The organism is Candidatus Pantoea soli (genome assembly GCF_007833795.1).
Classification (GTDB): Bacteria; Pseudomonadota; Gammaproteobacteria; order Enterobacterales; family Enterobacteriaceae; genus Pantoea; species Pantoea soli.
Window position 1 is genome coordinate 24,020 of sequence record NZ_CP032704.1, and the last position, 17,926, is coordinate 41,945.

Here is a 17,926-nt window from a genome sequence, read left to right on the forward strand (position 1 = left end):
AACGGCCAGGTCAACCCCTGCAGCCGGCTGACGCCGGCGCATTCACTGGCCACAAAAGGACGTGGCCGCTGAGGACCGGACCGGCATAAGGCCGCCGTCCGGGATGTGTTCATGCCCGCTTTCCCGTCAGGTGAGGCTGTTCCGGTCATTCCAGGCGCGGAGGGCTTGTCGTAGCACCGTCATTCATCAGACACAAGGGTGAAGTGCACGCCTGCGGCGCCCTTGTGTCTGCTGCCTGCCGTTGCTCCTCTGCCCTTTGCCGCGACTGGATCGACCGAAACATGAAACCTCACACGCACAGGAGCACTGCCATGAACACACACAACATCAACGTCAACACCGCCACGCCAGAATCTCCCAAAACATGGGGTAACGGCCCGAAAATCTGCGTCAGCGCAAACGATCTGCGCACGCGCTGGCACACCACAAACGCAGACGGCAAAAACGTCACGCCGTCAGAGGGGAAGCACTACCCGGCACGAAACGGCAGCTATGGTGTGGACGCGCTGCTGCTTGATGAGGTGGATGTGGTGGCACTCCTGGCGGCGGGACATACCTCGCTGCCGCGACTGGCGAGTTCGGGCGGGGGCATGACGGCGCTGTATGACCTGGGCGAAAACGCCGGGGGGCGTTACCTCGTTGCCAGCCGTGGCCAGATCTTTTACCGCTCAGCGTCATGGCAGGAGGCCTGCCGGGAATATATACGTCGTGCCTCATCAGTGATGGCAGAAGAGGCGAAAGCGTTTTTTGACCGTTTTCACGCAGCGTGCGATGCGGGCCTGGATTATTACCGGGCAAGCGACGTCGCGCGTGGCGTTATCTCTCTGGAGAATGGCCTGATACCGGTGACTGAAAATCAGGTAACTGCCGGTGCCCGTGATACCACCCTGAACGATATCCCGTTCTGAAAACGTTGCGCGGCCTGTAAGGGCGGGCCGCTTTTTCGTCTCAACTGATTTAAGGAAAACTGAAATGAAAATGCAGAATGCGCAGGCTGTGGCCGTGGGTCAGGTTGTCAGTACAGTTCTTTACAATCGCGGGCGGGGTGTTGTGTTCGCGGTTCACGGTGAGCAGAAACCGGCATCAGTCGGGTCGCTTCCGGGGGGGGTATCTTACGGCGGAAATGCCACGTTTGATATTGCATTCGAAAGCGGCGGAATATCGCGCGGGCTGCCTGAAAGTATCCTGCACGGGAAACAGTGGAGCATATTTCCGGAAATAAAAAGCAGGGAGGAGACGGCGCGCATTGTGAAACATGCGGAGTCTGAAGAACGCCGTAAGCAGCAGGAAAAGGAGGACGCCGCGCGGCTTTATGCAGCTGAAAGCGAGCGTTTAAAAACAGCACCGGAATATGCCGCGCTCTCGCAGGATAAAAACGGGGCCGTGCAGGTAACCTCCAATATCCGTAAAGAGCTGAAAGCAAAATTTCCGGGCGTTAAATTCTCGGTGCGCAAGCGCGGCTATGACAGCGTAAGCGTTAACTGGACGGACGGGCCGACAGAAGAAGAAGTAAAAGCCGTAACGGATAAGTACAAAGACAGTTATTTTGATGGCATGCAGGATATGTCCGTTTCCTGTGCCTCTCCGTTCAACCGGATTTATGGTGGCGTGGGATACGTTTTTACCGATCGGGATTATTCGGACGGAATGAAACAAAAGGCGGTGGACATCATAGCTAAAAAATATAGCGGGAGTCTGGAAGGTGAGGAAATAACGCTGGCGCGTTTCAACAGCGGGGAGCTTTACCGGGTCGGACGGGATTACTTCTGGCACAGTCAGGGCGTGCAGGGTGAGATAAACAGAACGCTTTCAGAAATAAAATAACAACAACCGGGGAGCCTGAAGGTTCCCTTTTTTTCGCCTGTTATCCGCCGCCAGCATTGAGCCGGAGACGGATAATTATAAACCGGTTCTATGCAGGGAGCAGGTGGCACGAAAAAAATGAGGCGTTACTCCTGTTACCCGTTCCCGGCATTGAGCCGGTTCGGGTAATTCTGCGCGCTGGCTTCGTTGTTGTCTTTAAAATAACTCTGCGCAGAAAAAAAGATGCGTTCCGCGCTTCGTCAGTTTCAAAAACCGTTCAACCGCTGAAAGCCTTGCGCGGGATTTTACCTGCCTTGATGGCCTTGTAATGTCTGTCAATCAGCATCGCATAGTTATAGCGGTTCGTTACGGTGACGGGCTTATTTTTCATTCCCGCGTTGTACATCCCTACCGCCAGCCACGTTGCACCGTACTGATTGAAATTTCGGCGCAGCAGCATCGCACCGATATAAATGTTCAGGCACGGATCGCTGAGCAGCTTTTCTTTACTCAGTCCGGGATACTCTTTCTTCAGACGCCGCATCGTTTCAGAATTAATCTGCATGAGGCCGTAATCACTGCTGCCGGGTTTGCCGTCTTTCGTCAGGTTGGTATTTACAGCCGCCGGATTATAGCGGGATTCCTGCCAGGCGATAGCGCGCAGATAGTCCGGATCGATGGAATACCATTCGCCGGCATTAATAAAACAGTCCGCATTCACGCTGGCGGAGAAAATGCCTGTCGCCAGCAGGGCTGCAGCGTGAGTAAATAAACGCATTGCGGCTCCTGATTTGAAAAGTTCGGAGGAGATGTCAGGCTCAATAATATCATAAGAGTTAGGTTTTTACACACCACTCGCAAATTTATTTTTGCTTAATATAGTCTTTTAAATCATTAGGTTACCGTTAAATCGTAGAAAATTTAATCTCCCCATGACTTACCAGAAGGTAACCCAGTGGAATCCTGAAGGTTTTTTATTGGTTACCATATGGTTTGTTATAAGTTTATCAGTAGTTTATAATGGATTCCTGACCGTTGGTTTCCATATGGTTACTCACATTCAGGCCAAGTGTTACCCGATGGTTACCATTAAAAGCGAGTCTGCATCCAACCAGATTGACTGGTCCGATGTGATGCTTGCGTATGTTAATTATAATGAGTGTGAGAAAAAAATATGAATGATGAAAATTCAGCTAAGCGTAACCGGGTTAACCTTACTATCCCTTTTTCACTGCTGGAAAAGATTGATGCGCACGTCGAAAAAAAACTGGAAGACGGTGAATCCCGTGATACGGCTAACAGATCAGCGTTCGTAATGGAAATGTTTAAACTCGGTTTACGAGTGCATGAAAACAAAATCAACAAGGATGCTTCAGAAAAAACGCTTGATCAGAAGCTGGAATTAATTGCCAAAAACGCGCTCATGAATGGATTCATTATCGACGCCATTTTCGGCATCATGAAGGAAACGGTTGATACTTCTAAAGTCGTCAGGAACGAAATGCTTCTTGATCCAGACTGGCCTAAAGAGATGAAGGAAAGAGTTGCCGGTAAATTACTGGAGTACTTTAAATAATTAATGCCAGCCTGATCTATCTGCGAATACATCAGGCTTCTTATTCAGGAGTCACCCTGCTCGTCTTTTCCATTGTCATCCTGCCTCAGTGCATCGGTTTCTCTTTTTAGCGCATCACGAATATAACGTCGTAGCGTCAGTGCATTAATTCCGTATTGTGTATAAACCTGCTTTCTTGTATGGCCGTCTCGTAAGACAGCATTAACTGCCTGATCGCGGTCGCGTTTAGATAGCACGTTACGGTTATCATACTTGACGCGCTTTTCCTTAATTTCAGGAGAGTCTTTCTTTTTGCTCCATGCGCGTTTAACCGTTGCAACCGTCACACCCAGTATATCGGCGGTTTGCTGTAGCGTTTTACCCTGCACGCGCAATCGTACCGCATAGTCTTTTAATTCTTCAGATATAACCCTGTAATCTTCATGCGTGCCAACGTACTTAATAAGCGTGTCGTTCGTGATGCTGTATTCAGTCAGAATATGCTTTCTGAGTATGCCCTGGCTTAACTTTACTTTTATCACCTCAACATTTTCTGGTGTCAGTTTTCTCTCATGCTCCCGAGGGATGATTTTCTGTCCGTCACGATCGGCTATTTTTTTAACGGCGTGATAGATGACTGCGCGAGATACTCTGCAGGTCTGCTCAATTTCTTCTATCGTCATTTTCGGCTCGGCATGATACATGCGTGCAATCAGTTCCCACTGCTTCCAGCGGTAATCCATTGCAGAGCTTCCCTTGCGCTTTTTTATCAGCTTGTAGACGTAAGATTCAGAACAGTTTTGTTCTTCACATATATCCTTTACGCGCCAGCCCAGCATCACACGCTCCATCACTTTATCTGCATCGGGCCCGTTTTTTTCTTCCAACACCTGTTTTGGTGGATTTAATTTTTTAGCGGATGTTGTGGGTTTTGTACCGACCGGGGCGGTTTTGATTTTTGAGTGAGTTATTTCCCCGGGCTCAGTAAATATTGCCTTTTCGAGACTGTTCTTTATTTTTCTGGCGTGCCACAGGTTCACGCCGGGACGGGGGAGGGGGGCCAGGAAATCCGCATTAACCATTATCCATGCAGCCGGGTCGGCTACGTCTGAATATTGTCTCAACTGTGTGAGTGACCGTTCGGCCGCCGCCTGCAGCTGCCTGGCCGGGACGCGATTTTTAATAAAAGCGAGCAGTGGAATGGTCACGAGCTGGCAGGCATAAAAGCGGGTTTCTCTGAAGCTAACCTCAAACCAGCCCGGGTCACGCATGTAATGAAGGAGGGCATCGTTAAGCAACTCAGATAAGACAACCTCATGCTTTGTCCTAAAAACCTCGGATGAAAAGCCCGCCGGATCGGCGATCAGAAAAACCAAATCGGCAGCATCAGACATTATTTTTCTTTTCCAGTCAGTCAGTTAGTGAGATGAGCGAAAATACTAACCATAGCGATAAATGAAATTGATCAGTAAGATCAATAACTTATATTGAAGTGTGTGATCCAGGAGCGTAAAAAAACGTCAGCCAGTAAGGAAAACGTAAGTTTCTGTTACCAGACCACAAATATGTAAAGGAGGCGTTACCAGTAAGCTTGTAATTTGACTTAAGACCATACAGGCAGTGAAAGACGATAGTTCAACCAACTAACCATTATATCCCTAACTGAGGAAAATTCCTATGAAGGGCACTCTCTCTTCGTGTGTAAATTACTGCCGTAAGGCAGGGGCGGTAGCGTGGAGCAAAGCAAACAAACCTGCTCTGTTCACTGGAATGGCGATCCTGGCAGCTGCTGCTATGCCAGCCCACGCGGAAGACCTTTTCGCAAACGGGAAAACTACGATTAACGATACGTTCGGATCTGGAAGTACAGTTGTATGGATTCTGTATATCCTCGAAATCATCGCTGCCGTGTTTACCTATGTGAAAACCAAGAACCTGGCCATGTTTGGCGGCATCGCCGCAGTCATGGTGTTTATCAACGTTGCCTTCGGCATCATCCCGTCTTAACGCGCGCTAATGGGTAAACGTGACCGGTATACCTTTGCGGCTACGTTTTCCGAGCAAAAGCGGTTCGTGGGGCTGCCACCTGATGAGTTCTGCCTGTACGTGCCACTGGCACTGCTGGCTATCTTCCTCAACATGTGGATTTTCGGCCCCACGCTCTTAGCCGCCGTGGTTGGAATTCGTCATCTCAAGAAAGGCCGCGGTTCTCAGTATCTTCTCAACCTGGCGTACTGGTGCCTGCCTACATCAGTGATGCGCTTCTTTATCAGCATCCTGCCTGACAGCTACAAACGGCACTGGGTCGCCTGACCCCCCTCCGGAGACAACATGGAATTAAAGCTGCGTTCGGCGGGAAACCGCAATATGGCCGTGGCTATTCTGGTGCTGCTCGTTATCACAATCCTCGCGCTGGCGCTTAGCTGGCGCATTTACGGCGATAACCGGGCGCTGATGAATCAGCTCGTTAATAACCGACAGACCATTGTTATTCCCTACGGCGCGGATACGCCGTTCAGTTTTACCGGCGAGCGCGGCGACGCCCGCTACCTGCGCCTGATGGCGCTGGCGTGGATGAACCTGCGCCTCAACATTTCCGACAGCAACGCAGACGCCAGCCACGAAATGCTGCTGGCAGGTGCCTGCGACGGCGCAGAGAAGTCCCTGAAGGGCGTGCTGGCGGACGAAGCCTCACGCGTGAAGGGTAACAGCGGCGGCTCGGTGTTCTACCCGAAAGACGTCAGCGTATGGCCGGATAAGGGCATCGTTGATGTGTCAGGCGATCTGCAGCTGAGCTACGGACTGCACGACGCGAGCCCGGTGAAGAAGCACTACCGCCTGCGCACCGATACCCGAAACAACCGTCTCTGCTGGAGCGCTTTCCTGGAGGTTCCCGATGCGTAAATCCCTGCTACTCAGCGCCGTAGCGCTGCTGACGGCGTTTGGCGCCCGCGCCGAACAGCTGACGCTCAACCCCGGCGCGCGCGTCAGCGCGGCGGTGAGCAACACCAACCCGAACTACCTGCGTGTGAACGATGACCGCATCCTCAGCGTGCAGGCGGCGCAGGGCGTGCTGAGCGCCAAATCCCCGACGCCAGAAGGCGCGGTTGTGTTTTCCACCCTGACCGACAAGCCGTTCACCATGTTCGTGCAGACCGCATCCGGCTTTGCCTTCTCGGTGCAGGCGACCCCGGGCAGGCGCGCCGGCCTGAGCCTGACGGTGGATAACCGCGAGGTGAAGGGCACGGAGGAGGCGCGGGAGTACGAGCAGAAGCAGGACACATACAGCGCGCTTATCAGCGGCCTGGTGGGAAGGTTCATCACCAACCGCAAGCCGACAGGCTACGTGCTGAGTAAAAACACCGACGTGCCGGTGAGCGAGTCGGTGAAAAGCGCCTTTGCACTGCGACCGGTGACAGCCTGGCAGGGCGACCGGGTCCGCATCGTGCGTACCGATATTACCAGCCTCTCCTCGCAGCGTATTCGCCTGAGCGAACGCTATTTCTGGAGCCTGGGCGTAATGGCGGTGGCGTTTCATCCGCAGCTTGACGTGCTGGAGCCGGGCGCAAAAGTCTCTGTCGTGACGGTGTTCCGCACGAAAGGAGGCCCGGATGAACCTTAACAGCCTGGTCCGCAGCAAACAGCGCCGGCTGTTTGCCATCATTCTGGCCGCTGCTGCCGTGATTATCGGCGGCCTGTACCTGGCTAACAGGGGCGTGTCCGGCCATTCAGTAAAAAAAGCTGATAAGCCCGACAGTGTTGCCGCCGAACCGGATCTGACCGGCGGCGGGGTGGTGAATACGTTTGACGGCTCGGGACAGGGCTCACTGCTGGTCAGCGCACAGAACCGCGAGAAAGAAGCGCGGGAACAGCTCGCCTCCATGCAGAAAGACTTCAAGTCACTAAGGGACCAGATGTCTGACGTGATGAACAACAACAAGTCCCTGCAGCAGAATGTATCTGACCTGATGGAGCAGCTGAAAAACCAGCAGGATAAGTCAAAGACCGCGCCGTCCGGCCAGCAGGGCGCGAGCGCAGGCTACACGCCACCGCGCACGGAATACTCCTTTGCCCCCGCACCGGTGCAGACGGGTCAGATCGACAACCAGACGTTTGACTACTCGCAGTTTGAGCCGAAAGCGAAAGACACCTCGTTCTGGGTGCCGACCGGCACGTTCTCTGACGCCATCGTGATCGAGGGGGCCGACGCCAACGCCTCGGTGCGCGGCGAGAACAACCTTGTGCCGATGCAGTTCAAGCTCAAGGGAAAAGCGCACCTGCCTGGCAACAACAAATTCGACCGCTTTGATAACTGCTTCGTAACGGCCGCAGCCTATGGCGACATCTCCAGCGAGCGGGCCATCGTTCAGCTGCAGCGCCTGTCCTGCATCATCGACGGCAAGCACATCGATCAGGCGGTGAAAGGGCACGTCGCCTTTTACGGCAAGAACGGCATCAAGGGCGTGCCGGTGATGCGCAACGGCAAAATTCTGGGACTGGCCTTTACTGCCGGTGCGCTGGGCGGGCTGGGACAGAGCGCCTCGCAGGTTGGCCAGACGGTAACCGGCATCGGCGCAACCAGCACGGTCAGCGGCGGAGACGTGGCGCGCGGCGCCATCGGCGGTGGCGTGGGCAAGGCGGCGGACAAGCTGGCCGACTACTACATCGAGCGGGCCGAGCAGTATCACCCGATTATCCCGATCGGCGCGGCGAATCGCGTAGAGGTGGTGTTTATCGAAGGCTTCCGCGCGAAGTTCATTGAAGATGAAGAAGCCGCGAAGCTCGCGAAAGAGCAGCAGCGCTCGGGCGGGCAGCAGCCGGACACGCAAACACGGGAACAGGGCAACAGCGGCCTGCCGCCGGATCTCGTGGGCAAACTCGGCGACGCCACCCGCCTCAATATGAATGACTTCGTCACCCCGACTAACGGCGGACAGGCGAGGGGCACGACCCCGCAGGGCGTGGCGCAATGACGGCTGAAAAAATCCGGCTTCGTCACGCTGAGCACTGCGGCTGGATGGTTTTTACCGAAAGGACGGTGAGCTGCTTCGGTCGCGAGGCCGACGCGCGCATTCCGGGTCTGCAGGCGCTGGGGTTTGGCGTGAAGAAGCTCTACTGCAAGCCCGGCCTCATCCCGGACGACGGCTACGTTGCCCTGTTCGGGGAAACGCTGCGCCGCCTGCTGGAAGTTGCTCCCGGTGACGCCTTTGCCCTGAATATGCTGTCACGGCTCGGGACCCACGGGAAAAACGGCGACCTCTTTATCGACTTTACCGAAATTTCTGATCTCAACGGAGAGCCCCATGATTAAGTCACATGCTTTATCCGTCTGCGCGCTGGCGCTGGTTCTGAGCGGCTGCGCGGGCATGAACAGCGACTTTGAGTTCGACAAACCCGCTAAAGACTCCGGGGTCTGGATGTCGCAGGCCGACGATATGTCCGCCGGCAGCAGCGGTAACGCCCCGTCAGCGTCTGCGCCGAACGGCTTCACCGGCGCGGGCATTCGCCTGGACGACTACCGCCTGATCGACACCGGCACCATCCGGCTGGACCCGCAGACCGACGCGCAGGCGGGTCGCGGCGGCCTGAGCGAGGGCATCCCGGTGCGCGTGGCGTCATCCGGCGAGGTACGCCCGTTTACACGCGAAAACGGCGTGCTGCGCACGACAGCAAACCAGACTGCATATTGCAGCGCGGCGCACTGCTTCCCGGAGCCGGCCGCCGCGTTCCGGCGCCCTGACGGCGTGGCGCGCATCTGGATAGCGCCGTACGTCTCCCCCGACAACAACGTCCATATGGGCGAGGTCATCTACAGCGTCTCCAGTCACGGCGACTGGAACGGCATTCTGATGTGAGGTCCGCATGAAATTTCTGAAAGGCTTCCGCTTTGATCCACTTAACGTGGTGGAGACGGTGGCGGGCATTCTGGACGAGCGGGACACCACGAACGAGACGCGCCAGAAGCTGCAGGACATGGACTACCCGCACATCCGCGACCTGCTGCCTTACCGGGACTATGACAGCGAAAGTCAGATCTGGGTGAACAAGGAGTCGGTGGGCTTCGTGATCGAGTCACAGCCGCTGATTGGCGCCAACGAGAAGCTGGCCGAAAGCCTGGAGTATCTGCTGCGCGACGTTGCTCCCCGCGACGTTCCGCTGCAGGTGATGCTGGTTTCTTCCCGGGCGGTGAAAGAGCAGGTTGAGCATGGCCTGAAAAACTTCGCCTGGAAAGGGCACCGGGCGGACGAGTGTAACGACGTCACCGCCCGCTTTTACCTGAATGGGGCGCGCTACACCTACAGCAACGGCCTTGACCATCCGCTGACCCTGCGCGACTACCGGCTGTTTTTTGTCTGGGGCATGCCGGTTAAAAACCTCTCTGAGACCGACCTGATCCGCGTACGTGACGTACGGCGCAACCTGCTGAACGCACTCAATGCCGCTGACATCTGGTCTGAGGCCATCGGCGTCAGCGAGTTCAGCAGCGTGTTGCGCGAGTTCTTTAACCACGATCCGGCGCGGCTTGAGCGCTACGACAGCGAATACGATCCGGCGGCTGACCTCAGCACGCAGTTCGTGGACCGCACCACCTCCTGGCGGGTGAAGCCCTCGCATATCCGCATCGAGGGCAGCGACAGAGACAGTAAGCCATTTGCCGCGCGAATGGTTAACCTGAACCTCGACAACAATCCCCAGGAACATTACCTGTGGCAGAACGGCAATATTTTTCAGGATCTGATGTCGCCGACCAACGGCATTCCCTGCCCGTTTATCTGCACGATGGTGCTGACGACCGAAGAGCAGATGAAAAGCCAGGGCGAGGCGAACAGCCGCTTTCTCGCGCTGGATTCGCGCGTGAACACCAGTTACGCCAAGTACATTCCGTCAACGACGCGCCAGCACGCCGAGTGGAAAGACGCCCGCGCGCGGCTGCTGTCCAATCAGACGTCGCTCACGAGCTACTTCTACGGCATTACGCTGTTCTGCCCGGACGACGATGACCTGACGTCCCGCTACACCGAAAAGACGCGTAATGCCTTCGCCGCGCAGGGGCTGCGCTTCGTGCGCGCCGACTTTATGCAGCTGCGCAACCTGCTGGCCACGCTGCCGTTTGCGATGGTGAACAAAAAGCTGCGCGCCGACTGCCGCAAGACCGGCGGCATTCAGCGCTCGGAGTCATTTCACGCGGTGAACCTGATGCCGGTCATAGGCGACAACAAGCTGTGCGCCTCGGGCATTCTCATCCCGAGCTACCGCAACCAGGTCGCCTTTATCGACGTGTTTGACGAGAGCCTGCCGAATACCAACTTTAACTGGTTTATGTCCGGCACCTCCGGCGCCGGCAAGTCGGTACTGGCGAACTCGATTGCGCGCTCGGTGCTGGACAAGGGCGGGACGGTGGCGGTGCAGGACATCGGGGACTCCTACAAGGCGGCCTGCAGCAGCCTCGGCGGCACCTACATTAACGGTGACTCGCTGCGCTTTAACCCGTTTGCGAACGTTACGGATATTACGCTTGCCGCCGAGCGCATCCGCGATCAGCTGTGCATTCTGGCGAGCCCCAACGGCCTGCTGGACGAGGTGCACGAATCGCTGATTCTGGAGGCCATTACCGAGTCCTGGCCTCATTATCAGCAGGACATGCGTATTGACCACGTCATTGAGTATCTCAAAAAGCAGCAGGGCGCGATTACCCGTGAGCATTCCTCGCTGATTGGCGGGCGCATTGACGAAATCACCACGCTGCTCGGCAAGTACAGCATCACAGGCATCTACGGGAAGTTCTTTAACTCCTCTGAGCCGACCCTGAAGCCTGACCTGCAGTTCGTGGTCACCGAGCTGGGCGACCTGCGCAAGCAGCAGGACCTGCTGTCGGCCATTCTCTTCACCATCATGATCTGGAACGAGAACATGATGTACACCACGCCGCGCAGCATGCGGAAGATGAACATCATCGACGAGGGCTGGAAGCTGCTGGGCGGATCGAGCACCAAGATTAAAGACTTCATCGAGGAGGGTTACCGCACCGCCCGCCGTCACAACGGCTCCTACGGTACGGTGACCCAGGCGATACGCGATAAAAACCTGTCCACGGCGGCGCTTGCGGCCTACGACAACAGCTCGTTCAAGTTTACCTGTATGCAGGACGCCAAATCGTTCACCACCTTCCAGAAGGAGGAGCCGCACGCCTTCAGCGAGCTGGAGTGGGAGATGATCAGGAAGTTTCCGCCGGCGAAAAAGGCGCGCTACAGCTCGTTCCTGCTGAGCGTGGGCGAATTCTCCAGTTTCCACCGCCTCATTCTCGATCCGCTGAGCGACGGGCTGTTTTCTTCCAAAGGCGAGGACTTTACCTACCGCGAGAAACGCCTGCGCGAGGGCGCGGACATCAAGGACATCCTGTTTGAGATGGCCGATAACGACGCGCACAAGCGCGACATCATCCATATGCTGCGGGAGATGCAACTTTGAACCCTAAGCTATTGAAATTCATGGTTATTTATTTTGTCATGGTGGGCACTGTCCTCCTGTTGCACTACCTGGACTGACCAGGCGAGGAACCCATCTCCACCTATCCCCTGCAAAGGAGTCAGAAATGGACTTAAAACAGAGCGCAGCCTGTATCGCAGCATCCATATTGATCAGCGTGGGCGCGTGCGCGGCCGCCTGGTCTCTCTGGCTGAAGCCGCCGGCGCTGGTCACCTTTGACATGAAGGGCACGACCAACGCCCTTATCCGCCAGACCGCAAAGCTCGACCTGACCGACGATCAGCGTAAGGCGCTGCTGACGCGCTTTGACCGCAGCGTCACCACTGCAACGGCGGAATACGCCAGCGAACACGGTGCGGCCATTCTGGTGAGCCCTGCTGTGGTCACCGGCCTGCCGGACGCAACCCCGGAGATTCAGGCGCGCCTCGCCGAGCTGATGAAGGCCGGTAACCCGCAGCAGTAACCCTGTCCGATCACCCCAACGGGAGCCTCCCGATGACACATGCAACTCCGCTGGCGCGCGCAGTCGCCGGCGCGCTGCTCGCCATGCTCAGCCTGCAGGCGGGCGCGGCTGAGCTGGGCACGTACGGCGATACCTGGGACATCCGCGAGCGCAACCTGATCGCGGTCCTGAAAGACAATCTGAAAGAGCATTTTGCCGGCCGGTCGCAGGCCGACATCGAGCGGGACCTGCAGAAAAAGGCCGAAGACGAGGCGATGCGCCCGCCGCCGGTGCCGGGAATAAGCACCGCGCGCGAGACGCACAGCCGCCTGTTTGACCCGTCTTTCACGGTGCAGCGCGACATTGCCGACCAGAACGGCGTGGTGTTCGCGCACAAAGGCCAGGTGGTGAACCCGTTTGACGTTATCCCGGTGTTTGACGAGACGCTTTACTTCATCGACGCCGACGACGACCGGCAGATTGCCTGGATGAAGCAGCAGGTGCCGCACACCACGACCTCCCGCGTCATCCTGGTCAGCGGCAACGTGCGCGACAGCGCAGAGGCCCTCGGCAGCCGGGTCTGGTTCGACCAGACCGGCAGCATCACGAAAAAGTTCGGCATCACGCAGGTGCCTGCGGAGGTGAAGCAGGCGCCCGGACAGAAACTCTTCCTTATTACTGAATTCGGTCTTCACGACCGCTAACGGAGCCAGACATGAAAAAGCACATCCTCTCCGCCGCGCTGACGCTGAGCCTGACCGGTCACGCGATTGCCGCTGACGACGCCTTTAGCGATGCGCAAAAGGCGCAGATCGGCGAAATCGCAGCAGATTACCTGCGCGCCCACCCGGAAATCCTGATTGAGATGAGCCAGAAGCTGCAGGCGCAGTCGCAGGAAAAACAGATGGCCTCCGCCGCCGGCGCGGCGCTGAAGGAGCAGGGCGGGCTGCTGAACGATCCGACCTCACCGGTGCTGCACCCAAAGGGCGACGTCGCGGTCATCCAGTTCTTTGACTACCAGTGCATCTACTGCGCGAAGGTCGCCCCGACCGTGGAGCAGTTCATCAGCCAGAACCCGAACGTGCGCTTCATCTATAAAGAGTGGCCGATTTTCGGCAGCCGCTGGCCCGCATCGGTACAGGCGGCGAAAGTTGGCCTGTCTGTGTACAGCAAAGGCGGCGCAGAGGCGTATCACCGCTACCACGCCGCGCTCTACGCGACCGGCCACAACGAAGGGAAGCTGCTGGATGAAGACATCCGCCAGGCGGCGGTGAAGGCGGGCGTGACCACAACGCCGAAAGAAGAGGTCGAGGCGATGGGCGCGGCGCTGGAGAAAAACAATCAGCTGGCCCGCAGCCTCGGTATTCAGGGCACGCCCGCCTTCTTCGTCATGCCGGTGACGGGTGCAACCGCTGAGAACGTCAGCGTTATCCCGGGGGCGACTGACCTGCAGGCGCTGCAGGCGGCGGTGGAAAAAGCGCGCGGCGGCGTGAAGAAAGGAGGCTGATATGGCCTGGCGCACGGTTTTACTGGCGCTTGCGGTGTGGGTCTGCCAGCCGGCGTTTGCCGCTGACAACGGCAAGACGTCCCTGACCTGCGAGGGGCGCTGGGTTAACCCCATCACCGACGTGTGCTGGGAGTGCCTGTTCCCGATGAGCATTGGCAGCGTGCAGGTTTCAGCCGGATCGCTGCCGGATACCGAAAACCCGTCATCGCCCATTCAGTTCTGTCCGGCGCCGCCGCCCATTTTTGAGCGCCCGGGCATCGCGATTGGCTTCTGGGAGCCATTTGCGATGACTGACGTGACGCGCTCGCCCGGCTGCATGGTGAACATGGGCGGCTTCAACATTAACATCCCGAACACCGGGACCGGCACCGGCACGAAAGCGGCGAACGAGCACCCGGGCACCTTCTATCACGTCCACTGGTACAAATACCCGTTGATCTCCTGGCTCAACATTATCACTTCCGAAATGTGCATGCAGGGCGGGGAGTACGACATCGGCTACCTCTCAGAGCTGGACCCGACCTGGCAGAACGACAACCTGGCGCTGTTCCTGAATCCGGAGGTGATGCTGTTTGCGAACCCGGTTGCGCAGATGGCCTGCGCAGCGGACGCGGTGGCGGCGGGCGTGAGCAAGCCAATTGATGCGCTGTTCTGGTGCGCGGGCTCGCACGGCTCGATGTACCCGTTCACGGGCAACATCGTGAACGAGTCGAGCGGGCTCAACAGCGGAGCGCTGCTCTCCGAGCGCATGGACTTCAAGCTGCACCGCGAGGGACTCATCCTGGACACCGTGCCGCAGAACACCGCCGTCTGCTACGAGTATCCGTCCGCGATCATGCCGAAAAGTCGCTACCGCTATCAGATGGTGAACACCATCCCGGACGTGGCGTCGTGTCATCCCTTCGGGCGCAACGTGATGCTGTGGCAGACCGGAAAGGAAATGCCCACTACCAAAAAGAACTACGGCTATCTCATCTGGAAAAAGCGCAACTGCGTTGTGCTTTAAGCGAGGACTCATGAGGAACATACGCAACACGCTGTGGCTTGCCGCCGGGCTGACGGCGGCGCTGACCGCGCAGGCGGAGGACGCGCCGCAGGGCACGCAGGTCGGCAGCACGGAAAACGAGACGGCTTACTTCCTGTCGGCCTCCGTGCCCGAAAAGGAGATGGCCATTCTGATGAAGGCGGCCGAAGCCCGGGACATTCCGGTCTACTTCCGGGGGCTGGTTGGCGACAGCATGGAGCAGACCGCGAAGTACATGATGTACATGGTCAGCACCTACAAAGTGCGCGGCGTGCAGATAGATCCGGTGCGCTTTGACCGTTACGGGGTGAAGCAGGTGCCGGCGCTGGTGAAGAAGTGCGGCGACCGCTTCGACATCGTGTACGGCAACGTCGCGCTGAATCAGGCGCTGAGCATGATCGAGACGCGCGGCGACTGCCGCAAGAAGTCCTGACCGACCCCGCTGCCCGCTGCGGCGGGCATCCTTAATTCTTCCCGGAAACTTTCATGAAACAAGCCACCCGCTCCCTGCTGCAGGGGCTGCTGCTGAGCTGTCTGTCAGCCAGCGTCCTGGCGGCATCAATGGACGCCTCCAACCAGGAAGGCATTAACGCCGGCAAATCAGCAGACGGCACGACCAGCGCCGATCCGAACGGCTACTTCGACAACTACAGCGCAGACGCGCCGCAGCGCGGCTACTACAGCGGCCCGACACAGACGTCCTCAAACATTGACGTGAAAGGGCAGACGGAGCTGAGCGGGTCCGACCTCGGCCAGACCGCGCGCGAATCCTACGTGAATAACCCGGCGGACAAGCTCAGCTACGACTCGGACATGATGAAGTACAGCGACGAAATCCGGGAAAACGCCAATGCCATTACCGGCGTGAACGGCAGCCAGTGCGTGGCGCAGGAGCTGAACAAAACCACCTGGACCACGCACCGCTGTGAAATGGCCACTCCGCTCTCGCAGTCGTGTACGCGTAAGGCCACCATCGTGACGACCGGATCGTACGAGGAGTATGGCACGCAGCTGGTGCTCAACGCCCGCGACGTTACCGGCAGGAAGCTGGACAACTGGTGGATGCAGTATGACTTTGTCGTGCCGGAAGACGGCACCATCAGCAGCGGCACCTGGGAGTTTCTTTACCCGAGAGAGCCCAGCTACCACGGAAGCCGCCTGGACTACTCCATTCAGGCCTTCGGGCAGACGATACGAACCAAAATCAACTATTCCGGCACCCTGAGCATTCCGGCCCAGAAGGTCACGCAGGGGCAGGTTATCAGCGTGCTGTTTCGCTATAACACCGACGGTCACTACGAGTCCGGCCGCGACGGCACTATGAATTCTCTTGCGAACGGCACGCAGGTGCTGCGCATCACGTTTCCCATGCAGGCGGTGCGCGACACGGTCACGGCGGGCATCGAATGGACCAACAGCTGTCCGGCCGATATGGGCGACGCGGTGAAGATGAGCGAGGTCTGCAGCGACCCGGGCGGCACCCGGTCGGTCACAGTAGGAGGAAAGGCCTACAGCCTTTACAGCGACTGCTGGGGCTACACCACGCAGTGGAACGTGTTTGAAGACGACACCAACACCTGCCGGGCCTACATCGACAACCCGAACTGCAGCGAAGGCACGCGCACCTGCACACAGAAAATCGGCAACCTCTGCGTGTACAGCCAGCTGACCTACCAGTGCGCGCACACCGTCAAAAGCACCGGCTACGTCTGCGGCTCGGAGTTTTACTGCTCGGACGGCAGCTGCTCGGCGATGCAGGCGGGCCAGAACCAGAACTTTGAAGCCGCCGTGTCCCAGCTGGCCGCGCTCGCGGCGGCGGGTAAGGACTTCGCGGGCATGGACCCGAACCAGGTGACGGCGTTCACGGGCAAGGCGATGGCCTGCCGCAAGAGCGCGGCAGGCTTCAGCAACTGCTGTAAAAGCGGCGGCTGGGGGCAGAGCGCGGGGCTGGCGCACTGCAACACCGAGGAGAAGGAGATCGGCACCGGCAAGGAGAAAAAGCTGGTCGTGAAGGTCGGCTCGTACTGTTCGAAAAAGGTGCTCGGGGTCTGCCTGCAGCAGAAAGAGGGCTACTGCGTGTTCGACAGCAAGCTTGCCCGCATCGTGCAGGAGCAGGGGCGCCGCGATCAGCTGGGCATCAGCTTCGGCTCCGGTGAAAGCCCGGACTGCCGGGGAATAAAGGTCGCCGAGCTGCAGGGCATTAAGTTCGATCACATCGACTTCAGCGACTTCTATGACGACCTGAACAGCAACATCAAACTGCCCGACCAGGACGCGCTGAACCAGCGCATCACCTCCGACATCCAGAACAGCCTCAAATCAGGAGACTAAGCGTGAGAAAACTCATCGGCCTCGCGCTGCTGCTGGCGGTATCGCCGCTGCACGCGGCAGAGGAAAAAAAGCCCGACGGCTACAACTACGATCCGGCGGTCGGCTGGTACTGGTACAACGAGCCGGAAAAAAAGGACGAGGAAGAGCAGCCGGCGCCGACGCCCGCTGCGCCGCAGGAGACGCCCACGCAGAAGATGAAACGCCTGCAGGCGTTTCGCGACAACCTGATGAACGAGGCGATGCTGCACCCCTCTACCGAAAATATCCGGCGCTACAAAATCGTTCAGGACTGGATGGTCAATCAGGCCAGCATGTTTGCCTCGCGCTGGGAAAAGGTGCTGCTGGATAACCCGGAGCTGGACTACAGCCTGAAGCACCCGTTTTACAACGGCACTGCAAACATTCAGTACACCGAACAGCGTCAGAAACAGCAGGCGGCCATCCGCTACGTGAACCAGCGCTACGGGGTGTTCTTCTTCTATCGCGGTAACGAGCCGCTGGATAACCGGCTCGGCGACGTGGTGAAGGAGTTCAGCGAACAGTACGGCCTGACCGTTATCCCCGTGACCGTGGACGGCCGCGCCAGCCCGGACCTGCCGGATACCCGGCAGAACGCCGGTCAGGCGGAAAAGATGAAGATAGAACACTTCCCGGCCATCTACCTGGTCGAGCCGCGCACGAAAAAATACCAGCCGCTGGCCTACGGGTTCATCACCCAGGACGACCTGGCGCGCCGCATGCTCAACATCGTTACCGACTTCCAGCCCGAGGATTAAT

Annotated in this window: 20 protein-coding genes; 18 read left to right on the forward strand and 2 right to left on the reverse strand. The window is 57.8% G+C overall.

The features are described 5' to 3' along the window. The first annotated feature begins 311 nt into the window (after nucleotides 1-311). Entirely contained in the window at nucleotides 312-908 is a 597-nt protein-coding gene (locus D8B20_RS20130) for a hypothetical protein (protein WP_145891691.1), read from the forward strand. A gap of 64 nt (nucleotides 909-972) precedes the next feature. Beyond that, entirely contained in the window at nucleotides 973-1,824 is an 852-nt protein-coding gene (locus D8B20_RS20135) for an LPD29 domain-containing protein (RefSeq protein ID WP_145891693.1), read from the forward strand. A 256-nt stretch (nucleotides 1,825-2,080) separates the two neighbouring features. Here the strand turns inward: D8B20_RS20135 and D8B20_RS20140 are convergent, their stop codons facing one another. Next, nucleotides 2,081-2,581 carry a lytic transglycosylase domain-containing protein gene (locus D8B20_RS20140; protein WP_145891695.1) on the reverse strand — a complete coding sequence of 167 codons (501 nt, stop codon included), beginning with the start codon at nucleotides 2,579-2,581 and terminating at the stop codon, nucleotides 2,081-2,083. Between the two features lie 396 nt (nucleotides 2,582-2,977). Between D8B20_RS20140 and D8B20_RS20145 the strand changes: the two genes are divergently transcribed. Beyond that, nucleotides 2,978-3,379: a relaxosome protein TraM gene (locus D8B20_RS20145; protein ID WP_120458494.1), complete on the forward strand. Its 402-nt coding sequence runs from the start codon at nucleotides 2,978-2,980 to the stop codon at nucleotides 3,377-3,379. Between the two features lie 44 nt (nucleotides 3,380-3,423). Here D8B20_RS20145 and D8B20_RS20150 read toward each other — a convergent pair whose 3' ends face one another. Next, nucleotides 3,424-4,752: a helix-turn-helix domain-containing protein gene (locus D8B20_RS20150; protein WP_145891697.1), complete on the reverse strand. Its 1,329-nt coding sequence runs from the start codon at nucleotides 4,750-4,752 to the stop codon at nucleotides 3,424-3,426. Nucleotides 4,753-5,035: 283 nt separating this feature from the next. On the opposite strand from D8B20_RS20150, the gene D8B20_RS20155 reads away from it, so the two are divergent. The 15 genes from D8B20_RS20155 (at nucleotide 5,036) to traF (ending at nucleotide 17,925) form a co-directional block, all read left to right on the forward strand. Further along, complete coding sequence (locus tag D8B20_RS20155; protein WP_145891699.1) at nucleotides 5,036-5,365, forward strand: type IV conjugative transfer system pilin TraA; 330 nt, start codon at nucleotides 5,036-5,038, stop codon at nucleotides 5,363-5,365. Between the two features lie 9 nt (nucleotides 5,366-5,374). Beyond that, the gene (gene traL, locus D8B20_RS20160; protein WP_048786172.1) at nucleotides 5,375-5,671 is read left to right on the forward strand and encodes a type IV conjugative transfer system protein TraL; all 297 of its coding nucleotides are present in this window, start codon (nucleotides 5,375-5,377) and stop codon (nucleotides 5,669-5,671) included. Nucleotides 5,672-5,689: 18 nt separating this feature from the next. After that, complete coding sequence (locus D8B20_RS20165) at nucleotides 5,690-6,262, forward strand: TraE/TraK family type IV conjugative transfer system protein (protein ID WP_048786170.1); 573 nt, start codon at nucleotides 5,690-5,692, stop codon at nucleotides 6,260-6,262. Continuing rightward, nucleotides 6,255-6,980 carry a TraK domain-containing protein gene (locus tag D8B20_RS20170; RefSeq protein WP_145891700.1) on the forward strand — a complete coding sequence of 242 codons (726 nt, stop codon included), beginning with the start codon at nucleotides 6,255-6,257 and terminating at the stop codon, nucleotides 6,978-6,980. The genes D8B20_RS20165 and D8B20_RS20170 overlap by 8 nt, the downstream gene beginning before the upstream one ends. Continuing rightward, nucleotides 6,970-8,331, forward strand: coding sequence for a TrbI/VirB10 family protein (locus D8B20_RS20175; RefSeq protein ID WP_145891701.1), 1,362 nt, complete (start codon nucleotides 6,970-6,972; stop codon nucleotides 8,329-8,331). The genes D8B20_RS20170 and D8B20_RS20175 overlap by 11 nt, the downstream gene beginning before the upstream one ends. Then, nucleotides 8,328-8,669 carry a hypothetical protein gene (locus D8B20_RS20180; protein ID WP_145891703.1) on the forward strand — a complete coding sequence of 114 codons (342 nt, stop codon included), beginning with the start codon at nucleotides 8,328-8,330 and terminating at the stop codon, nucleotides 8,667-8,669. The genes D8B20_RS20175 and D8B20_RS20180 overlap by 4 nt, the downstream gene beginning before the upstream one ends. Then, entirely contained in the window at nucleotides 8,662-9,213 is a 552-nt protein-coding gene (locus tag D8B20_RS20185; RefSeq protein WP_145891705.1) for a TraV family lipoprotein, read from the forward strand. The genes D8B20_RS20180 and D8B20_RS20185 overlap by 8 nt, the downstream gene beginning before the upstream one ends. A gap of 7 nt (nucleotides 9,214-9,220) precedes the next feature. After that, nucleotides 9,221-11,827 carry a type IV secretion system protein TraC gene (gene traC / locus D8B20_RS20190; protein WP_145891706.1) on the forward strand — a complete coding sequence of 869 codons (2,607 nt, stop codon included), beginning with the start codon at nucleotides 9,221-9,223 and terminating at the stop codon, nucleotides 11,825-11,827. Between the two features lie 124 nt (nucleotides 11,828-11,951). Then, entirely contained in the window at nucleotides 11,952-12,308 is a 357-nt protein-coding gene (locus tag D8B20_RS20195) for a TrbI F-type domain-containing protein (RefSeq protein WP_145891709.1), read from the forward strand. Between the two features lie 32 nt (nucleotides 12,309-12,340). Continuing rightward, the gene (gene traW / locus D8B20_RS20200; RefSeq protein WP_145891711.1) at nucleotides 12,341-12,991 is read left to right on the forward strand and encodes a type-F conjugative transfer system protein TraW; all 651 of its coding nucleotides are present in this window, start codon (nucleotides 12,341-12,343) and stop codon (nucleotides 12,989-12,991) included. Between the two features lie 11 nt (nucleotides 12,992-13,002). After that, on the forward strand, nucleotides 13,003-13,794 hold the full coding sequence (locus D8B20_RS20205; RefSeq protein WP_145891713.1) for a DsbA family protein: 792 nt from the start codon (nucleotides 13,003-13,005) through the stop codon (nucleotides 13,792-13,794). Between the two features lies 1 nt (nucleotide 13,795). Continuing rightward, nucleotides 13,796-14,800, forward strand: coding sequence for a conjugal transfer pilus assembly protein TraU (gene traU / locus D8B20_RS20210; RefSeq protein ID WP_145891715.1), 1,005 nt, complete (start codon nucleotides 13,796-13,798; stop codon nucleotides 14,798-14,800). 10 nt (nucleotides 14,801-14,810) lie between these two features. Then, complete coding sequence (gene trbC, locus D8B20_RS20215; RefSeq protein ID WP_145891717.1) at nucleotides 14,811-15,251, forward strand: type-F conjugative transfer system pilin assembly protein TrbC; 441 nt, start codon at nucleotides 14,811-14,813, stop codon at nucleotides 15,249-15,251. A 53-nt stretch (nucleotides 15,252-15,304) separates the two neighbouring features. Continuing rightward, on the forward strand, nucleotides 15,305-17,149 hold the full coding sequence (locus D8B20_RS20220; RefSeq protein WP_145891719.1) for a conjugal transfer protein TraN: 1,845 nt from the start codon (nucleotides 15,305-15,307) through the stop codon (nucleotides 17,147-17,149). Nucleotides 17,150-17,151: 2 nt separating this feature from the next. After that, the gene (traF, locus tag D8B20_RS20225; RefSeq protein ID WP_145891721.1) at nucleotides 17,152-17,925 is read left to right on the forward strand and encodes a type-F conjugative transfer system pilin assembly protein TraF; all 774 of its coding nucleotides are present in this window, start codon (nucleotides 17,152-17,154) and stop codon (nucleotides 17,923-17,925) included. Nucleotide 17,926 lies beyond the last annotated feature (1 nt).

Coding starts and splice junctions, on each gene's coding strand:
- D8B20_RS20130 (WP_145891691.1), top strand. CDS start 312: ATGAACACACACAACATCAACGTCAACACCGCCACGCCAGAATCTCCC.
- D8B20_RS20135 (WP_145891693.1), top strand. CDS start 973: ATGAAAATGCAGAATGCGCAGGCTGTGGCCGTGGGTCAGGTTGTCAGT.
- D8B20_RS20140 (WP_145891695.1), bottom strand. CDS start 2,581: ATGCGTTTATTTACTCACGCTGCAGCCCTGCTGGCGACAGGCATTTTC.
- D8B20_RS20145 (WP_120458494.1), top strand. CDS start 2,978: ATGAATGATGAAAATTCAGCTAAGCGTAACCGGGTTAACCTTACTATC.
- D8B20_RS20150 (WP_145891697.1), bottom strand. CDS start 4,752: ATGTCTGATGCTGCCGATTTGGTTTTTCTGATCGCCGATCCGGCGGGC.
- D8B20_RS20155 (WP_145891699.1), top strand. CDS start 5,036: ATGAAGGGCACTCTCTCTTCGTGTGTAAATTACTGCCGTAAGGCAGGG.
- traL (WP_048786172.1), top strand. CDS start 5,375: ATGGGTAAACGTGACCGGTATACCTTTGCGGCTACGTTTTCCGAGCAA.
- D8B20_RS20165 (WP_048786170.1), top strand. CDS start 5,690: ATGGAATTAAAGCTGCGTTCGGCGGGAAACCGCAATATGGCCGTGGCT.
- D8B20_RS20170 (WP_145891700.1), top strand. CDS start 6,255: ATGCGTAAATCCCTGCTACTCAGCGCCGTAGCGCTGCTGACGGCGTTT.
- D8B20_RS20175 (WP_145891701.1), top strand. CDS start 6,970: ATGAACCTTAACAGCCTGGTCCGCAGCAAACAGCGCCGGCTGTTTGCC.
- D8B20_RS20180 (WP_145891703.1), top strand. CDS start 8,328: ATGACGGCTGAAAAAATCCGGCTTCGTCACGCTGAGCACTGCGGCTGG.
- D8B20_RS20185 (WP_145891705.1), top strand. CDS start 8,662: ATGATTAAGTCACATGCTTTATCCGTCTGCGCGCTGGCGCTGGTTCTG.
- traC (WP_145891706.1), top strand. CDS start 9,221: ATGAAATTTCTGAAAGGCTTCCGCTTTGATCCACTTAACGTGGTGGAG.
- D8B20_RS20195 (WP_145891709.1), top strand. CDS start 11,952: ATGGACTTAAAACAGAGCGCAGCCTGTATCGCAGCATCCATATTGATC.
- traW (WP_145891711.1), top strand. CDS start 12,341: ATGACACATGCAACTCCGCTGGCGCGCGCAGTCGCCGGCGCGCTGCTC.
- D8B20_RS20205 (WP_145891713.1), top strand. CDS start 13,003: ATGAAAAAGCACATCCTCTCCGCCGCGCTGACGCTGAGCCTGACCGGT.
- traU (WP_145891715.1), top strand. CDS start 13,796: ATGGCCTGGCGCACGGTTTTACTGGCGCTTGCGGTGTGGGTCTGCCAG.
- trbC (WP_145891717.1), top strand. CDS start 14,811: ATGAGGAACATACGCAACACGCTGTGGCTTGCCGCCGGGCTGACGGCG.
- D8B20_RS20220 (WP_145891719.1), top strand. CDS start 15,305: ATGAAACAAGCCACCCGCTCCCTGCTGCAGGGGCTGCTGCTGAGCTGT.